Genomic DNA, 15,939 nt, shown 5'->3' with positions numbered 1-15,939 from the left:
GAATCAAAGTCGTATTTTCTATTAAAAAAAGAGAATATCATAGTAGAATCCTGATTCACTTTTAAATTAAATGTCCGAATACAAAACATTCACTTCTGAATCTGTCTCTGAAGGTCACCCAGACAAATTAGCCGATCAAATATCTGACGCCATCTTGGATGCTTTTCTCTCAGATGATTCGGAATCGAGAGTTGCCTGCGAAACTTTAGTGAAAACCGACTTGGTAGTTATTGCTGGAGAAATTACATCCAACGCAAAACCCGATCTTGAAAAAGTTGTCAGAAAGGTTATCAATGAAGTTGGATACGACAATGACGATCTAGGTTTTAATGGTTCGACCGTTGAAATCATCAACGCCATTGGCATGCAATCCAATGACATCGCTCAAGGTGTGAATGAAGGTACTGGCACCGATACCGATCAAGGCGCAGGCGATCAAGGCCTGATGTTCGGTTATGCAACTAATGAAACTGAGGTATTAATGCCGGCACCGATTACTTTTTCGCACCTGTTAGTTAAAAAACAAGCCGAGGTAAGGAAAGCAAAGATTCTTCCATGGCTCCGACCGGATGCAAAAAGTCAATTAAGTTTTGTTTACGACGATTCTGGAAAACCTTCTCATCTATCTGCCGTAGTTTTATCAACTCAACATGACGAAGATGTAACTCCTGAAGATTTAGAAGAAGGCGTTAGAGAAGAAATTATCAAGCAAGTTATCCCTTCAAATTGGATCTCATCTGAAACTAAAATTTATATTAATCCCACGGGGAGATTCGTTATTGGTGGACCTGTTGGAGACTGTGGCTTAACTGGCAGAAAAATTATTGTTGACACTTACGGTGGTATGGCAAGACATGGTGGTGGAGCATTTTCTGGCAAAGACCCATCAAAAGTTGACCGATCAGCTGCTTATGCTGGCAGATACGTAGCAAAAAACATTGTCTCTGCAGGACTGGCAGAGAAATGTGAGATTCAAGTTTCCTATGCCATTGGCATTGCAGAACCCACTTCAATAAGTATTAATACTTTTGGTTCCAATACCATTCCAGAAGCAGAAATTGCTCAACTTGTTGCCAACAACTTCGAACTTAAACCCAAAGAATTGATCCAAATGTTGGATCTAAAGAAACCGATTTATCAAAAAACCGCAGCTTATGGTCATTTTGGTCGTGAAGACGAAGATTTTTCATGGGAATCGACCGCTAAAGCTGACAAAATTAAATAATAATTATGAGTTTTAAAGATTACAAAGTAGCTGACCTAAATCTTGCTGATTTTGGCCGTAAAGAAATTGCTTTAGCCGAGGCAGAAATGCCAGCTTTGATGAAACTTCGTGAAAAATACGGAGATTCAAAACCTTTAGCTGGTGCCAAGATTATGGGCTGTATCCATATGACCATACAAACTGCCGTTTTAATAGAAACTCTTGTGGCTTTGGGTGCCTCAGTAAGATGGTCGTCATGCAATATATTCTCGACACAAGACCATGCAGCAGCAGCAATCGCAGCTTCTGAAATTCCAGTTTTTGCCTGGAAGGGCATGAATGAAGAAGAGTTTGATTGGTGCATCGAGCAAACTATTTTGGAAGACGGTAAACCTTGGGACGCGAACATGATCCTTGACGATGGAGGAGATTTAACTGCAATGGTTCATGAAAAATATCCGGACATGTTGAACAACATTCATGGAATTTCTGAGGAAACAACTACAGGAGTTCATCGACTTTGGGAGATGCTTGAAAAAGGAGAATTAAAAGTCCCTGCCATTAATGTGAACGATTCGGTCACTAAATCAAAAAACGACAATAAATACGGCTGCCGCCACAGTTTGAATGACGCCATTAAAAGAGGCACGGACATGCTCTTGGCTGGAAGGAAAGCTTTGGTTTTTGGTTATGGAGATGTTGGAAAAGGCTCTGCCATGAGTTTAAGACAAGAAGGCATGGTGGTTAGAATTTCAGAAATTGATCCAATCTGCGCGATGCAAGCTTGCATGGACGGTTACGAAGTTGTTTCACCCTACATCGATGGAGTAAACAATAATAGCGACGACTGCATCAATAAAGCGTTATTAGCAGATACCGACGTCATAGTTACAGCAACTGGAAACGTGAATGTATGCGATCGCTTCATCCTCGATAATCTCAAATCCGGGACCATGGTTTGCAACATTGGCCATTTTGACAACGAAATTGATACCCAATACATGCGCGATCATTGGCATTGGGAAGAAATTAAACCTCAAGTGCACAAGATCTCAAAAACCAAAGAAGCCAATGATAAAAATTACATTGTTCTTTTAGCCGAAGGCCGCTTAGTTAATCTCGGTAACGCAACTGGACACCCTTCTAGAATTATGGACGGCTCCTTTGCCAACCAAGTCTTGGCGCAAATGTTTCTTTACAAGCAAGCCTTTGCCACCATCAACGACGAAGAGAAGAAAAAAGAGCTTCTAAAAGTAGAGGTACTGCCAATGGAGCTCGACGAAGAAGTGGCCCAATACATGGTCGAAGGATTTGGTGGAGTTGTAACCAAACTCACCAAAGACCAAGCCGACTATATCAACGTTGACGTTAAAGGCCCCTACAAGCCAGAAAGTTACAAATATTAATGGTCAAAAAAAATCGCACTTGGGGCGGAAGATTCAAACAAGAAACAGCAAAAAACGCACTCAATTTTTCCAACTCCATAGCAGTAGACAAAACTTTTTATCTTGAGGATATTGAAGGTTCTTTAGCTTATGCCGAAGCTTTATTAAAAGCTAAAATTTTAACGAAAACTGAATTCAGTAAAATTAAATCTGGTCTCAATCAAATCAAAAAAAAGATTGAAACTAATCAGTTCAAATGGAGTGAAGTCCTTGAAGACGTTCACATGAATATTGAAGCAGCTCTGGAGAAAAGTATTGGAGAGACGGCTAAAAAAATTCACACCGGTAGATCAAGAAACGACCAAGTAGTCACCGACATTAAGCTTTACATGTTAAAAAAATCGGCAGCCATCAAAGCTGCTTTAATAGAACTGCTAAAGTCTTTGGTTCAGAAAGCAGAGCCTGAAGTTGAAACGTTGATGCCTGGTTTTACGCATTTACAAGTTGCCCAACCAATCACTTTGGCTCATCACTTAATGGCTTACTACGAAATGTTTCAAAGAGACTTGAGCCGTTTTCAAAATTCTGAAACTAGCCTGAGTACCTCACCGCTTGGCTCAGGTGCGCTAGCAGGAAACCGATTCAAATTGGACCGAAAAAAAATGGCTCGCGATTTAGGATTTAAAGAAATTACACAAAATTCAATCGATGCGGTGAGTGACAGAGATTTTATCGCAGAAATGTTATTCAACATTAGTCTTACAGCGGTGCATCTATCGAGAATTTCTGAAGAATTTATTATCTGGTCTTCGACTCAATTCAATTATTTGAAATTACCAGAAGAGCTTTGCACGGGCTCTTCAATCATGCCACAAAAAAGAAATCCAGACATGGCTGAATTAGTTCGTGGCGGCGCGGCGCAAACCATTGGAAATCTTATGGCGCTTTTAAGTTTGGTGAAAAATCAACCGCTAGCTTACAACCGTGACAACCAAGAGGATAAAAAGCCGCTTTTTCAATCCATCGACTATATTCTGCAAGCCATTGATATTACTTCTGCCATGGTAGCGGGAGCTAAATTCAACTCCGATGAAATGTTAAACGATGTTTACGACGGACATATTTGTTCTACCGATCTGGCAGAATATTTAGTTCTTAAGGGAATTCCGTTTCGATCGGCTCATGCCATTACTGGCAAAGCGGTTCAGTTGGCAGAGAAAAAAGACGCACTGCTTGAAGAATTATCTTTAGAGGAGTTTAAAAAATTGTCCCCGAAAATTGAAAAAGACGTTTATAAGTATTTAGATCCTATGTCTTCGATTGCAGCTAAATCAAGTATTGGCGGAACTGCACCTTCACAGGTGAAAAAACAAATCGATAAGGCTAAAATAACTTTAAAAATTTAATCATGGACGCATTTTTTAAACCAATTTCCGTAAACAAACTCACAATTCCGAATCGTTTTGCCATGGCTCCAATGACACGAAGCAAATCTCCTAATGGCATACCAGGCGATAACGTAAGAGATTATTATCAACGTCGAGCCGCTGGTGAAGTTGGTCTAATCATTACTGAAGGAGTGGAAGTCAGTCACCCATCTTCTAGTGGCTATCCAGACGTTCCCGGTTTTAGAGACAAGGCAGACGAGGGTTGGAAAAAAATTGTCGAAGCCGTGCATCAAGAAGGATCTAAAATTTTTCCACAGTTGTGGCACGTCGGTGCCTTTCGTAAAATAGGCATGGCTCCAGATCCAGATGTGCCCGGTTACACCCCTTCGGGTTTGGTCAATGCTGACAAAAAAGCTGCACACGAGATGACTGCAGAAGATGTCGAAATGCTAATCGAATGTTTTGTCGGCGATATTGTAAAAATTCAAGAATTAGGATTTGATGGCGTTGAACTCCATGGAGCACATGGTTATTTAATTGATAATTTTTTCTGGGAAGGCACGAATCAAAGAGCCGACAACTTTGGTGGCTCCATCGACAAGCGAACAGCTTTTGCTTGTGAAATAGTTAAAAGAGCAAGAGCGAAAGTTGGCTCCGATTTCCCAATGGCAATTAGATTTTCTCAATGGAAACAACAAGACTTTGATGCAAAATTGGCTTATACCGAAGAAGATCTTAAGACTTTTTTAATGCCTTTGGTGGAAGCAGGTATTGATATGTTCCACGCTAGTAATAGAAGGTACTGGGAACCTGAATTCGAAGGCTCAAATCTTAATTTAGCTGGTTGGACGAAAAAATTAACTGGTCTGCCTACGATTACTGTTGGCAGTGTCGGTTTAAAATCTGATTTTATCGGACTTTATGCTGGAGAAGATGCTGTGGAGTCACAGTCAATTGACGATTTAGTGAAGCGAATGGAAGCCGATGAATTCGACATGGTAGCAATCGGGAGAGCTTTGTTATCTGATCCAGAGTGGGTGAAAAAAGTTAAAGCTGGAGATTTTGAAGAGATTATTCCTTTCGAAAAAAAATACGCTCGAGAAGTTTATTTTTAAACGCTTAAACCATTTCTATTTTTTCTAGTCTAAAATTCTTTCACTTTAGTACAGTATAATGACTCGATGAAATCGATAGGTTTGATTTTAGTAATTCTTTGTCTTTCAACTTTTTCTGCTTGCGGAATCAAGGGCCCTTTGACCTTGCCCGACGAAAACGGAACCGAGAATGCGTCCGAATAATTTCTCCAAAGACTCGATGGGTCTAAAAATTGAGGAGTTGGCTTTACAAGAAGTCTGCGAAAAAATACCGACACCCTTTTACGTATACTCCAAAGCCAGTCTAGTCGAGACTGCTAGCGCTTATTTGCAAAATTCTAACGCTAACGATTTGATTTGCTATTCGGTCAAAGCCAATGGGAATATAAATTTACTCAAAGTTCTAGCTAATTTAGGCATGGGTTTTGATGTCGTGTCTGTTGGCGAATTGAAACGAGCTTTAAAAGCAGGAGCCGAAGCAAAAAAAATTGTATTCTCTGGAGTTGGTAAATCTGAAAGCGACTTAAAATTTGCTGCTGAACAAGGCATTTATTCGATCAATATTGAATCGGCGCATGAAGTTGAACTGATTAAAAACTTAAAAGAATCGCCAAGGATTTCTTTGCGAATTAATCCTAACATGGCCGCCAATACTCATCCTTACATTGAAACAGGAAAATCTGATTGCAAATTTGGGATTTCAGAAACTGAAGCGTTAGAAATTGCCGAGACTTATTCTTCTTCAGAAATAAATTTGGTAGGAATTTCAGCTCACATCGGTTCGCAAATAACAGATACGCAATTATTTTTTGAATTGGCAGAAAAACTACAAATACTTGCTGAACAAATAAAAAAATTGGGTCATAGCGTCGACCACATTGACGTCGGTGGCGGACTTGCCATTGATTATCAATTAGAGAATCAATACGATCCTGCTCAGTTAGTAAAAGAACTTAAGGAAAAAATCACAGGCTACGATTTACTAATGGAACCTGGTCGCTCCATTGTTGCTCAATCTGGAGCAGTTGTCACTTCCGTAATCACCGAAAAGACTAACGGACAAAGAGATTTCCTCGTCGTTGATGTTGGAATGAATGATTTAATGCGCCCTGCTCTCTACAGCGCCAGACACACAATTGAAGAAGTTCAAGACAGTAATGCAGAGTCTAAAAATTATGAAGTGGTCGGTCCGGTTTGTGAAACCGCTGACAGTTTTGGTCAAAATCACAATTTGAATGCGAAAACTGGTGAGCAATTAATTATTTATTCTACTGGAGCCTATGGCTCAAGCATGGGGTCGAATTATAATTCTCGACCCAAACCTGCCGAGATCTTAGTTTCGAAAGATTCTTTTAAAGTCATCAGAAAAGCTGAATCCTTCGAGGACTTAATCAGACTCGAGGAAATTTAAATGCTGGAAATCCAGACAATGGAAGCTCTAGGCAATGACTTCATCGTTGTCGATGCCGTCTCACAAAGTGTTAATCCAGATGAAGAGCCTAATATTATTAAAAAGTGCTTGGAACAATTTAATTTTGATCAACTCTTATTGATTGAGCCACCGACAGATAAAAGCGCCGACTTAAAATTAAAAATTTATAACGTTGATGGAAGCTTGGCTGAGAATTGTATCAACGGAGTTCGTGCCGTCGCTCTTTACGCATTCGATGAAAATTTAGTTTCAGAAAATCATTTGCTTCTGCAATTAGAAAAAAGTCTTGCAAAAATTACTAAAACTGACGATGCACTTTTTTCTGTGGAAATGAAAGATTTCAGCTTTGCAAAAGCTAGTTGCGATATTGCTGACACATCTAAGTTAGAATTTGATTTTGAGGGAAAGACTATTTGTTTTGAACCAGTAGCCGTTGGTAATCCTCATGCGGTAATTTTTCAAGAAGTTGATTCTGAAAAAATTCCAGAAATTGGTGCTGCTCTCCAAGAATCAGACATCTATCAAAAAGGAGTAAACGTTGGTTTCGTCTCTGTGGTTGAGTCTAACGAAATTGATTTGAGAGTGGTTGAAAGAGGAGTTGGTGAAACTCTAGCTTGCGGCAGTGGCGCCTGTGCTGCGGCATTGTGCGGGGTAAAAAATGGTCTTCTTAATTCCCCAACCAAAGTGAATTTTAATAAAGGTCACTTGCTCGTGGATGTCTATCTGGAAGAAAATAGTTTCAAGCTCACGGGCGGAGCAACTTACAAAGAAAAAAGTATTAAAATAAGTTTGTGAGCATCTTCAAGAAAAAAATTACCGATTCTGATGTACTTGATTTCTTAGAGAAGAACCCAAATTTTTTTATTTCTCATCCTGAGATCCTGGAAATTTTAGAAATAAAACATGCCAGTGGCGAAGCAACCTCATTGATAGAAAAGCAAGTAGAAATCATCAAAACTAAAAATCTTGACGTGAGCAGTAAGTTGAGTCAATTTTTAGAAAATGCTGAACACAACCAAAATCTCTTCATTAAAATTCAAAACCTTGTGTTGCAAATGATTTCCGAAACCTCTCTCAATAGTTTAGCTACTGCAGTAGAAGTCTTCTTTCACGAAGAATTGAAAACGGAAATCTGCAAGATTTATTTTTTTACACCTGACGGTTCTTACGGACTTGATTCAGAGAAAATAGTTACGCCGGAAATAGCGACTTCAATTTTTTCAGACCTTTTCAAAGAAAATGACATAGCGCTTGGCGGAGTAACGAACGAGGTGTCTGGAATAGTTTTTGGAGCCAAGGCAAATATCAAAGAAGCGGCTATCGGAAAATTAAAGTCCTCAAAAATTGCAGGAACTTTAGCTTTGGGAAGTAGTGAACTAGGTAAATTCCCAAAAGATAGTGAAACTCTATTTTTGGAATTTGTGATATCTGTATTCAGTAATCAAATCGATAAAATTCTCCCTGCCACCGATGGATAAAGAATTAAAATTGTTTGTAAATTTCTTAGGACAAGTGAGGAATTATTCTGAGCACACAGTCAAAAATTATTCGGCTGATTTGAGAAAATTTAAAATCTTTTGTCAGCAAAAGAATTTTAAAAGTTGGTCTGATCTGACCCAACACGACGTTAGGGATTTCATCAGTCAAGTGAGGCGAAATGGTACAAGTCCAAGGAGTTTGGCTAGATTGTTATCCTCTCTGAGAAGTTTTTACAAATTTCTAAGAAACGAAGGGCTCACCACAAATGATCCCACCGCCGGAATAAACGCACCCAAGCTAAGCTCGCTTTTACCCAAAGCGATGGATGCAGACATGGTCAATAGATTACTAGATTTCAAACCTAACTCGTGGGGTGACTTTCGAGACAAAGCCATTGCTGAATTATTATACTCGTCAGGTTTGAGACTATCTGAACTGTGCCAATTGGATATGGCCGACATCTCTTTAGAAAATAGAATCTGCCGTGTTTTAGGTAAGGGTCAAAAAGAAAGAGAGGTTCCGGTTGGAAGTTTAGCCATTAATGCTTTGAAAGATTGGTACACGCAAAGAATAGAAAAGCTTAAAACTTCAGAGCAAGCGGTTTTTATCAATAAATCCGGAAGTAGAATCAGCGCAAGATCGGTGCAAAACATCTTAAAAAAGATGAGCGAAAAAATGGGAGTTCCATACGTGAATCCACACATGCTTAGACACTCATTTGCATCACATATTCTCGAGTCGAGCGGAGACCTCAGAGCAGTGCAAGAGCTACTCGGACACGAAAATCTTTCAACGACTCAAATATATACCAAATTAGACTTTCAACACCTAGCCAAAGTCTATGATCAAAGTCATCCACACGCCAAAGGAGATTAACCGATGAAAATAAAAGCCATTACCTTTGATTTGGACGACACACTTTGGCCGTTGTTTGACGTCATTATGCATGCGCATAAAACTTCTAACGATTATTTGATTGCTAAGCATCCGCAAATGCAGAGCGTATTGTTTTCAAGCGAAGAGAGAAAAATGTGGAAAAAATTAGTTCAAGCAGAGCCTAATTTAGCTAATCGTCTATCCGAATTAAGAAAAAAAGTAATCTACGAACTATTGGTGGAAAACAACGTTGATTCAAATGAAGCAAAAAAACTTGCGGAAAAGTCTTTTGAAATCTTCTTGGATGAGAGGCACAAGGTCGTCTACTTCGATGGTGTCCTCAGTGCTCTTGAAAAATTAAAGGATCGTTACATTCTTGGTGTGATAACTAATGGCAATGCAGATATTAAAACTTTAAAAATTGATCACCTTTTTGATTTTTATGTCAATGCAGAAATGGTGAATGAGAGTAAACCGGGAAGAAAAATTTTTGATGAAGCGGTTAAATTAGCTGGGGTACTGCCAGAGGAAATCTGTCACATTGGAGATCATCCAGTAAATGACGTCGAAGGTGCTGTAGAAGCTGGCATGCAAGCCATCTGGATGAATGCTCTCGAAAAAGATTGGGAGCATAAAGAGACTTTAAAGGTCCCAGAAGTTAAAAATTGGAAGGAATTAGAAGAAAGATTTCTCAGTTTATAAGCTTTCTAATTGAGAAAAATACTTGCCCAATCTATCTTGATTTAAAGCAATCAACGCTTCAAAGCCACCCAAATTAGCCTTGATTTCAGCCATGTTGGTTGCTTCGCCGACCTGAATTAAACCTACCATTGCCATCACTAAATGAGGCGTGCATTGGTAGACGTAAACTCCTTCGGTATCAAAAGTAATTGAGAAATCTTGCCCTTGGGTACTTTCCCATGAAGAGGCACCTGCTGGAATTAAATTTGGCGCAGACGCAGTGTTGTGACCTGGATCGACTGATTTGAAAACTACGGTATCGCCTTTTTTGATCTTTAATGCGGCTGGTTCAAAAACCATTACACCGTCTGAACCTGCATTAAGCATTTGAACAATGTGTTCATTGTCGCTTCCACTAGCAGCGGGTTCGGCAGATGTGCTAGTTTTAATCAATGAAACTTTATACCCAGGGCCTGAGGAAGCTATGCCACAGTCATCGTCTTGCATGCAAACGTTGGCTAACGGCTTAATTCTCGCTTCAATTGCTTCGTCTCTCATGTCTATTCCCTGAGAAAGAAGTCCTGTGCTAAGGATTAAAGTTAAGATTAATGCATTAAATTTCAACATATTTCGACTGGAGTATATCTAAAACCATCTGAAATAAAAACTTTTCAAATGGCTTAGATACAAAGGATATTTAGATATGCAAAAGGCTAGTTGGAAATTAAGCTCTTGCTTGCAAAACTAAATTATTGGTAGTTTTAGCAGCCAAGTTTACTGTTCCAAAGCCAGCCTCCGACAAAAGCTCCATCAATTTATTTGGTCCTGCTTGTGGACCTAAACCCAAGCCAACGTCTTGAGCTCTGGAAGCAGGTACACAGACTAAAGTACCAAACCCATACATCATTCCAGAAGCCGGATTGTTGGCAATATTGTTGGCCATTCCATCTAGGGCCATGGGCTCGACTACCATAAAGGTTCCGTCACTGGACAAAACATCCTTTATTCCAGAAGCAATTCCAACTGGATCACCCATGTCATGCCAAGCATCAAAGATACATGCCAAGTCATAATCATTTTTTGGAATTTCTGCAGCATCTGAAACAAAGAATTCTAAATTAGCTAAACCTTTTTCTGCTGCTCTTTTTTTGGCTTCTTCAATTGATGGACCGTGGAAGTCAAACGCATGAATGGTTGAATTAGGATATTTTTCAGCCATTAGAATTGAGGAGGTTCCAAGTCCACAGCCAATGTCTGCAACCTTTGCTCCCATTTTTAATTTATCTTCAACTCCTTCTAACGCAGGAATCCATTCTTCGAGTAAATGACTTGCATAAGCAGGTCGGAAAAATCTCTCTGTTCCACAAAAACAACACTCGTGATGCTCGCCCCATGGTCTGCCTCTACCAGTTTTGAAAACGTCGATGGCAATATCTTCTTTAACAAATTGACCCACTACCCCTTGAATCAATCCTTGGATACAAGTTGGTTCGCTCTCTCGTGCGAAGACTGCTGCTTGCTCAGGAGTTAAGCTGAATTCCTCTGATTCGGCATTAAAATGTACATATCCTCTCGCCGCATTTGAAGCCAACCATTCTTTAAGATAGCGTTCATCGACTTTTGCCTCTTCAGCAATTGAAGCTACAGACGATGGTCCTAGTTTGTCCATGGCACGATAGACACCGGTTTGATCGCCGATATACGACATCATAATTGCGACCGATCCTGCAACGTCGTTAAAAACGCTGCCAAAAAGTGCCATTAATTTGTCATGATTTACAGTAGTTTGTTCTTCCATAAGACTCTCCTTAGTATTTTTTTCTTATGAAAATACAGTAAATCATAATAAGAATGATTTAAAGTCGAAAAAGGGAATTTTTGGAAAAAAATTAAATAATTTTTTCTTTTTTTAGCTGTTCCAGTTGTTTTGCATCCAACTCTAAATAATTTAATAAAACTTCGTCGGTATTATTTCCTAACTCGGGAGCCGGTTTGTAATCTTCCTCAAAACTATCTAATTTAATTGGATTTCCAGGAACCTTAGCGATTGATCCAGAAGGCTGTTTTAAGTCGACGACCATGTTTCTTTTTTTAATCAAAGGATCTTCCAGAGCGTCACTCATCGAATTGATGGGTCCAGATGGAACTCTATGCTTTGCCAAAAGTTCTAACCAGAACTTGCTTGGTTTTTCTAAAAGCCTCACTGCAATTGCTTGATCAATCTCAGCTCTTGCTGCAAGTCTGCCTTGGACTGTTTTGTATTGCTCTCCTGAAAATTCTTCTAAATCAAGGGCCTCAACTAAATTAGGCCAAAAATCTTCATGCACTACGGTGATAATAATAAACCCATCTGAAGTTTTATAAGAATTGTAAGGGACGTGTAAAAAATGTTGATTGCCAATTGGCTTAGGTTCAATTCCAGAGATTTTGTTCATAGTAGCCATGTAAGTAAGTAAGCTTACCTGGCAATCCAACATGGAGATGTCGATATGATCTCCAACACCTTCTCGATCTCTTTTTTGCAAAGCGCTTAAAATTCCAATGATACTGAACATACCGGATGACAGATCTGCAATTGGAACACCGGCTCTGACCGGATGATCTTCATTTTCACCTGTGATGGACATGCCCCCTCCATAAGCTTGTAGGATTTGGTCGTAAGCGGGTCGATCCGCTTCGCCTTTTCCAAAACCGCTGATCGAACAAGTGATTATTTTTGAATTGTGAATTTTTAGCTGATCAAAATCTATCCCCAGTCGTTCGGTTACCCCGGAACTGAAATTATCCAAAACGACATCAAATTTTTTTACTAATTCATAAAAAATATCTTTTCCTTTTTGCTGTTTTAAATCCAATGTAAGACTCTTTTTATTTCTTGCCAGAGTGATGTGATATGGACTGACTCCATCCAATGAATAATCTGGATCGTCTTTGTAGAGTCCTCTGGTTATTTCTCCCTTCCCAGGTGGCTCAACTTTTACAACTTCAGCTCCCAAATCAGCCATGATCATACTCGCATAAGGCCCTGCAAGCATGTGGGTCAAGTCTAAAACTTTAATGTCCTTTAGAGGCGCTGACATAAATTAGTAATTAATTTTATCGTCTACCGCATTTCCTCGAGTAGGAATTAACGCGGATCTTAGAAAAGTAGCAACGATCTCGCCATTCTGATTCTTGCCGGTAGTTTTCACGGTTACTATCCCACAGTTTTCCCTTGATTCTGAAAGTCTCTTTTCTACCACTTCGGATTCAGCATAAAGCGTATCGCCCACAAATAAGGGTTTGGGTAAAACGATGTCAGTCCAACCCAAATTCGCAATGGCCTTTTGACTAACGTCGCTAACACTCATGCCAACCATCGTAGCAACCGTAAAAGTACTATTGACTAAAGTCTGACCAAATTCAGTTGCCTTCCCATATTCCTCGTCGAAATGAAGCGGATGGGTATTCATGGTAAGTAAAGTGAACCAAGTATTATCTGACTGTGTGATGGTTCTACCAGGCCGATGTTCATAAACGTGCCCAACCTCAAAATCTTCAAAATATCGGCCGTGAGATTCTCTGAATCTTCCGTCACCTAGATCTTTTGTCCCAGCCATTTTTAGTCCTTCTCTTCTTCTCCAAGAGTAATTTTCAAACGCATTGCTTCAGCGATTGGCTCGTCGATCATCTGGCCATCCACTTTAATGGCGCCACCACCTGATTTTTGATATTCCTCTAAAACTTTTTTTGCTTCTTCTTTTTCTTCTGCAGAAGGAGAAAAAGCTTCATTAATGTGATCGATTTGATCTGGATGAATAGCGGCTTTACCAGTGAAACCTAAATTTTTTACTTTCTCTGCCTCTTCTTTCAAGCCGGCCATTTTATCAATGTAGAAATATGGTGCGTCTATCGTGAAAAGATTAAACATCGATGCCGCAAGCACAACTCTTTGTCTTGCATACAACAGTGGTTCCCATGCTAATTTGCAACCCAAACTAGCAGAGGCGTCCGCAGCTCCAAAAAATAATCCCACTACGTCTTTAAAGGCGGCAATTTGAGTAACGGTTTCTATAGCTCTAGAAGTCTCTATCAAAGGCACTAATTTATTTTTGAAATCTATCATTGGAGCAAGTGTGGCTAGAAAATCGAAACTTTGAGTTTTAGGCAAAATAATTGCCTCGATTTGTTCTTGATATGGAGAAATAGAATCTATATCCTCTCTCCCGATTGATTCCATCGCATCATTTACGCGAACGAATAAAGGCTTGGTAAAAGTATTTTCTTTGAGCAACTCGATTAAAGTTTCTCTAGCAACAAGTTTTTCTGCTTCTGGACAACCATCCTCCAAATCCACAATGATCGCGTCTGCATTGCTTTTTTGCCCTCTTTCTAGACGGTCTAAGGTATGCCCTGGAATAAACAGGTTGGATCTAAAATTACTCATTACTAACTTCTTTCTTTAGCGATTAAATAATCCACTACATCTAAAAGCTCTTCCGTACCAAGTTCTCTAGTCGCAGAAACCTTGTACTTCCCGTTCACAATAAATGCAGGGACGCCCTTTATACCGTATTTAAAGGCAAATAACTCGGCTTTTCTTAAATTATTTTTCAATCCAAATGAGTTAGTCACAGCCAAGTATTGCTCCTCATCAACCCCATATCCTTGAAAAAAAGGTATTACTTCTTTGTCAGAAGTCATCATTTTTCTACTGTAGTGAATTGCTCCGAAAATTCCACCTATTGCTTCTGGAACTTCTAAAGTTTCTGCGGCGAAAAATAATTTAGCGTGAGTTTTGGTTTGTGAATTCCATACAACTGGGAGTCTAAAAAAATCTACGTCTTGGCTTGCTTCTGACTTCCAATCACCGAGCAATGCTTCAAGACTAAAACAATGACCGCATCCAAACCAAAAGAATTCTATTACCTCAATTTTCTCCGAATCCCTTGTTGGCAGTGGCTCAATTAGTTGGTAGTGTCTGCCTTCTTGATAGTCTTCGGTAAACCCCAGAGAGGCAAATAAGGTTATAAATATAATTAAAGAAGTTTTTTTAATAAAGTCCGGATACATAATTTGCCACCGCTCTGATTTCCTCAGTAGTTAATCGGGCAGCAATTCCCTGCATAATTTTTGCATTGCTACTGTGCACTCGCTCCCCAGTTTTATAAGCCACTAAACTTGTGACCACGTATTCAGCTTTTTGGCCACTCAATTTAGGATACCCAGCTGATTCCACCCCTTTTCCTTGAGGTCCGTGACATCCTGTACAGGCAGGCACTCCTCCAGATAAATTTCCAGCTCGATAGATTCTTTGCCCCAATTCAAAGTTGGTACTATCGGCCTGACCAACTTTAGTATCTTGCGCAGCATAATATGCTGCAATATCTCTTAGTTGATCCTCTGAGTAATTATCAAGAAGTCCCATCATTGATTCGATCATGCGCTCGCCTTTTTGTACATGAATCAATTGTGCCAAAGTATAACTTTCTCTTTGTCCGGCAAGTGTTGGCCACTGACCCACAACACTATTTCCATCCGCGCCGTGACAACCGGTACAAGTTGCAACTAGTTCAGAACCAGCCATGGGGTCGCCTCTTTTTACTGCTTTGACCTCTACTTCTTCACTCGCTGAGTAAATAAGGTTGGACGACAATAAAATAAGGCTTATTAAAAAGAAGTTTCTGTACATTATTTATTCTTTTGTGGGCTAAGTGAGCAGAATTATATACTATTGAAGGTAAATTTTCCTTTATAACAATATGTCTGAAAAAGTATGTTCCTAAAGATTAACTTTGATAGATCTTGTCCTGCAGAGCAGTTTTTTCCTGATGATCTGGGAATTGAGCTAGCCATTTGTGGTCGCTCCAATTCTGGAAAATCGAGCGTCTTGAACATACTAGCCAACCGTAAAAAGTTAGCGAAAACTTCCAACACACCTGGTCGAACTCAATCCATTAACTTTTTCAACCTCAATGATGATCCCACAAAAAAATTAGTAGACCTCCCGGGTTATGGCTATGCAAAAGCCTCAAAAAAAATGCAAAAAGAATGGGGACAACAAATCACCAAATACATGGCTACTCGCAAAAGTCTCAGAGGCATTATTCTAATTATGGATGTCAGACATCCTTTACAAGAAAGCGATTTAAATTTTATTGCTTGGTGTGAAAAATATGATTTGCCGATACAAATTCTTTTGAACAAATCGGACAAGCTTTCAAAGAGCAAAGCTTCTCAGGAACTATTAAAGTGTACGAAACAAACTTCTCAAAATTTATTACTTGGTGAGCCAATGCTTCTTTCTGCTAAAACTGCTTTCGGGGTTGAAGAATTGTCAAAAATAATCTTAAATTTGTTTCAAATTTTCATTCAGGACTAAAGATTTAATTCTTTAAAAATAATTATTTAAATTACAGCT

The 15,939-nt window shown here is 39.4% G+C and carries 18 protein-coding genes; 11 read left to right on the top strand and 7 right to left on the bottom strand.

Going from position 1 to position 15,939, the window contains the following annotated elements:
• The first annotated feature begins 70 nt into the window (after window positions 1-70).
• From metK to M9C82_00275, 10 genes are all read left to right on the top strand, one after another.
• Window positions 71-1,225, top strand: a complete 1,155-nt coding sequence (metK, locus tag M9C82_00320; protein ID URQ73615.1) for a methionine adenosyltransferase — start codon at window positions 71-73, stop codon at window positions 1,223-1,225.
• Window positions 1,226-1,230: 5 nt separating this feature from the next.
• Complete coding sequence (gene ahcY / locus M9C82_00315; protein ID URQ73614.1) at window positions 1,231-2,610, top strand: adenosylhomocysteinase; 1,380 nt, start codon at window positions 1,231-1,233, stop codon at window positions 2,608-2,610.
• Window positions 2,610-3,995 carry an argininosuccinate lyase gene (gene argH / locus M9C82_00310; GenBank protein URQ73613.1) on the top strand — a complete coding sequence of 462 codons (1,386 nt, stop codon included), beginning with the start codon at window positions 2,610-2,612 and terminating at the stop codon, window positions 3,993-3,995. The genes ahcY and argH overlap by 1 nt, the downstream gene beginning before the upstream one ends.
• Window positions 3,996-3,997: 2 nt before the next feature.
• On the top strand, window positions 3,998-5,092 hold the full coding sequence (locus M9C82_00305; protein URQ73612.1) for an NADH:flavin oxidoreductase: 1,095 nt from the start codon (window positions 3,998-4,000) through the stop codon (window positions 5,090-5,092).
• Between the two features lie 66 nt (window positions 5,093-5,158).
• Window positions 5,159-5,275, top strand: coding sequence for a lipoprotein (locus M9C82_00300; protein URQ73611.1), 117 nt, complete (start codon window positions 5,159-5,161; stop codon window positions 5,273-5,275).
• Complete coding sequence (gene lysA, locus M9C82_00295) at window positions 5,262-6,482, top strand: diaminopimelate decarboxylase (GenBank protein URQ73610.1); 1,221 nt, start codon at window positions 5,262-5,264, stop codon at window positions 6,480-6,482. The genes M9C82_00300 and lysA overlap by 14 nt, the downstream gene beginning before the upstream one ends.
• Window positions 6,483-7,298 carry a diaminopimelate epimerase gene (gene dapF, locus M9C82_00290; GenBank protein ID URQ73609.1) on the top strand — a complete coding sequence of 272 codons (816 nt, stop codon included), beginning with the start codon at window positions 6,483-6,485 and terminating at the stop codon, window positions 7,296-7,298. It abuts the gene before it with no gap.
• Window positions 7,295-7,981, top strand: coding sequence for a DUF484 family protein (locus M9C82_00285; protein URQ73608.1), 687 nt, complete (start codon window positions 7,295-7,297; stop codon window positions 7,979-7,981). The genes dapF and M9C82_00285 overlap by 4 nt, the downstream gene beginning before the upstream one ends.
• The gene (gene xerC, locus M9C82_00280) at window positions 7,974-8,858 is read left to right on the top strand and encodes a tyrosine recombinase XerC (GenBank protein ID URQ73607.1); all 885 of its coding nucleotides are present in this window, start codon (window positions 7,974-7,976) and stop codon (window positions 8,856-8,858) included. Before M9C82_00285 ends, xerC begins: the two co-directional genes overlap by 8 nt.
• A 3-nt stretch (window positions 8,859-8,861) precedes the next feature.
• A complete protein-coding gene (locus M9C82_00275) occupies window positions 8,862-9,560 on the top strand; it encodes an HAD family hydrolase (protein ID URQ73606.1) in 699 nt (232 codons plus the stop codon).
• Here the strand turns inward: M9C82_00275 and M9C82_00270 are convergent.
• From M9C82_00270 to M9C82_00240, 7 genes are all read right to left on the bottom strand, one after another.
• Window positions 9,555-10,166, bottom strand: a complete 612-nt coding sequence (locus M9C82_00270) for a pseudoazurin (protein ID URQ73605.1) — start codon at window positions 10,164-10,166, stop codon at window positions 9,555-9,557. The two genes, M9C82_00275 and M9C82_00270, sit on opposite strands and share 6 nt — an antisense overlap.
• Before the next feature lie 97 nt (window positions 10,167-10,263).
• Complete coding sequence (locus M9C82_00265; GenBank protein ID URQ73604.1) at window positions 10,264-11,337, bottom strand: class I SAM-dependent methyltransferase; 1,074 nt, start codon at window positions 11,335-11,337, stop codon at window positions 10,264-10,266.
• A gap of 91 nt (window positions 11,338-11,428) precedes the next feature.
• The gene (locus tag M9C82_00260; protein URQ73603.1) at window positions 11,429-12,619 is read right to left on the bottom strand and encodes a CoA transferase; all 1,191 of its coding nucleotides are present in this window, start codon (window positions 12,617-12,619) and stop codon (window positions 11,429-11,431) included.
• Between the two features lie 3 nt (window positions 12,620-12,622).
• A complete protein-coding gene (locus tag M9C82_00255) occupies window positions 12,623-13,138 on the bottom strand; it encodes a MaoC family dehydratase (GenBank protein URQ73602.1) in 516 nt (171 codons plus the stop codon).
• A 2-nt stretch (window positions 13,139-13,140) separates the two neighbouring features.
• Window positions 13,141-13,965 (bottom strand): CoA ester lyase, encoded by an 825-nt coding sequence (locus M9C82_00250; protein ID URQ73601.1) that lies wholly within the window; start codon window positions 13,963-13,965, stop codon window positions 13,141-13,143.
• Window positions 13,966-13,967: 2 nt separating this feature from the next.
• Complete coding sequence (locus M9C82_00245; GenBank protein ID URQ73600.1) at window positions 13,968-14,591, bottom strand: thiol:disulfide interchange protein DsbA/DsbL; 624 nt, start codon at window positions 14,589-14,591, stop codon at window positions 13,968-13,970.
• Entirely contained in the window at window positions 14,572-15,210 is a 639-nt protein-coding gene (locus M9C82_00240; protein URQ73599.1) for a cytochrome c4, read from the bottom strand. The genes M9C82_00245 and M9C82_00240 overlap by 20 nt, the downstream gene beginning before the upstream one ends.
• A gap of 84 nt (window positions 15,211-15,294) precedes the next feature.
• On the opposite strand from M9C82_00240, the gene yihA reads away from it, so the two are divergent.
• The gene (yihA, locus tag M9C82_00235; protein ID URQ73598.1) at window positions 15,295-15,900 is read left to right on the top strand and encodes a ribosome biogenesis GTP-binding protein YihA/YsxC; all 606 of its coding nucleotides are present in this window, start codon (window positions 15,295-15,297) and stop codon (window positions 15,898-15,900) included.
• The last annotated feature ends 39 nt before the right edge of the window (window positions 15,901-15,939 follow it).

It is taken from the genome of SAR86 cluster bacterium, assembly GCA_023703675.1.
Lineage (GTDB): Bacteria > Pseudomonadota > Gammaproteobacteria > Magnimaribacterales > AG-339-G14 > AG-339-G14.
Note: the sequence above shows the minus strand (reverse complement) of the source record. Positions and strands in the feature narration are given on the sequence as shown.

What these genes read in the sequence shown, in the direction of transcription:
- metK (URQ73615.1), top strand. Translation starts at nt 71, where the DNA reads ATGTCCGAATACAAAACATTCACTTCTGAATCTGTCTCTGAAGGTCAC.
- ahcY (URQ73614.1), top strand. Translation starts at nt 1,231, where the DNA reads ATGAGTTTTAAAGATTACAAAGTAGCTGACCTAAATCTTGCTGATTTT.
- argH (URQ73613.1), top strand. Translation starts at nt 2,610, where the DNA reads ATGGTCAAAAAAAATCGCACTTGGGGCGGAAGATTCAAACAAGAAACA.
- M9C82_00305 (URQ73612.1), top strand. Translation starts at nt 3,998, where the DNA reads ATGGACGCATTTTTTAAACCAATTTCCGTAAACAAACTCACAATTCCG.
- M9C82_00300 (URQ73611.1), top strand. Translation starts at nt 5,159, where the DNA reads ATGAAATCGATAGGTTTGATTTTAGTAATTCTTTGTCTTTCAACTTTT.
- lysA (URQ73610.1), top strand. Translation starts at nt 5,262, where the DNA reads ATGCGTCCGAATAATTTCTCCAAAGACTCGATGGGTCTAAAAATTGAG.
- dapF (URQ73609.1), top strand. Translation starts at nt 6,483, where the DNA reads ATGCTGGAAATCCAGACAATGGAAGCTCTAGGCAATGACTTCATCGTT.
- xerC (URQ73607.1), top strand. Translation starts at nt 7,974, where the DNA reads ATGGATAAAGAATTAAAATTGTTTGTAAATTTCTTAGGACAAGTGAGG.
- M9C82_00275 (URQ73606.1), top strand. Translation starts at nt 8,862, where the DNA reads ATGAAAATAAAAGCCATTACCTTTGATTTGGACGACACACTTTGGCCG.
- M9C82_00270 (URQ73605.1), bottom strand. Translation starts at nt 10,166, where the DNA reads ATGTTGAAATTTAATGCATTAATCTTAACTTTAATCCTTAGCACAGGA.
- M9C82_00265 (URQ73604.1), bottom strand. Translation starts at nt 11,337, where the DNA reads ATGGAAGAACAAACTACTGTAAATCATGACAAATTAATGGCACTTTTT.
- M9C82_00260 (URQ73603.1), bottom strand. Translation starts at nt 12,619, where the DNA reads ATGTCAGCGCCTCTAAAGGACATTAAAGTTTTAGACTTGACCCACATG.
- M9C82_00255 (URQ73602.1), bottom strand. Translation starts at nt 13,138, where the DNA reads ATGGCTGGGACAAAAGATCTAGGTGACGGAAGATTCAGAGAATCTCAC.
- M9C82_00250 (URQ73601.1), bottom strand. Translation starts at nt 13,965, where the DNA reads ATGAGTAATTTTAGATCCAACCTGTTTATTCCAGGGCATACCTTAGAC.
- M9C82_00245 (URQ73600.1), bottom strand. Translation starts at nt 14,591, where the DNA reads ATGTATCCGGACTTTATTAAAAAAACTTCTTTAATTATATTTATAACC.
- M9C82_00240 (URQ73599.1), bottom strand. Translation starts at nt 15,210, where the DNA reads ATGTACAGAAACTTCTTTTTAATAAGCCTTATTTTATTGTCGTCCAAC.
- yihA (URQ73598.1), top strand. Translation starts at nt 15,295, where the DNA reads ATGTTCCTAAAGATTAACTTTGATAGATCTTGTCCTGCAGAGCAGTTT.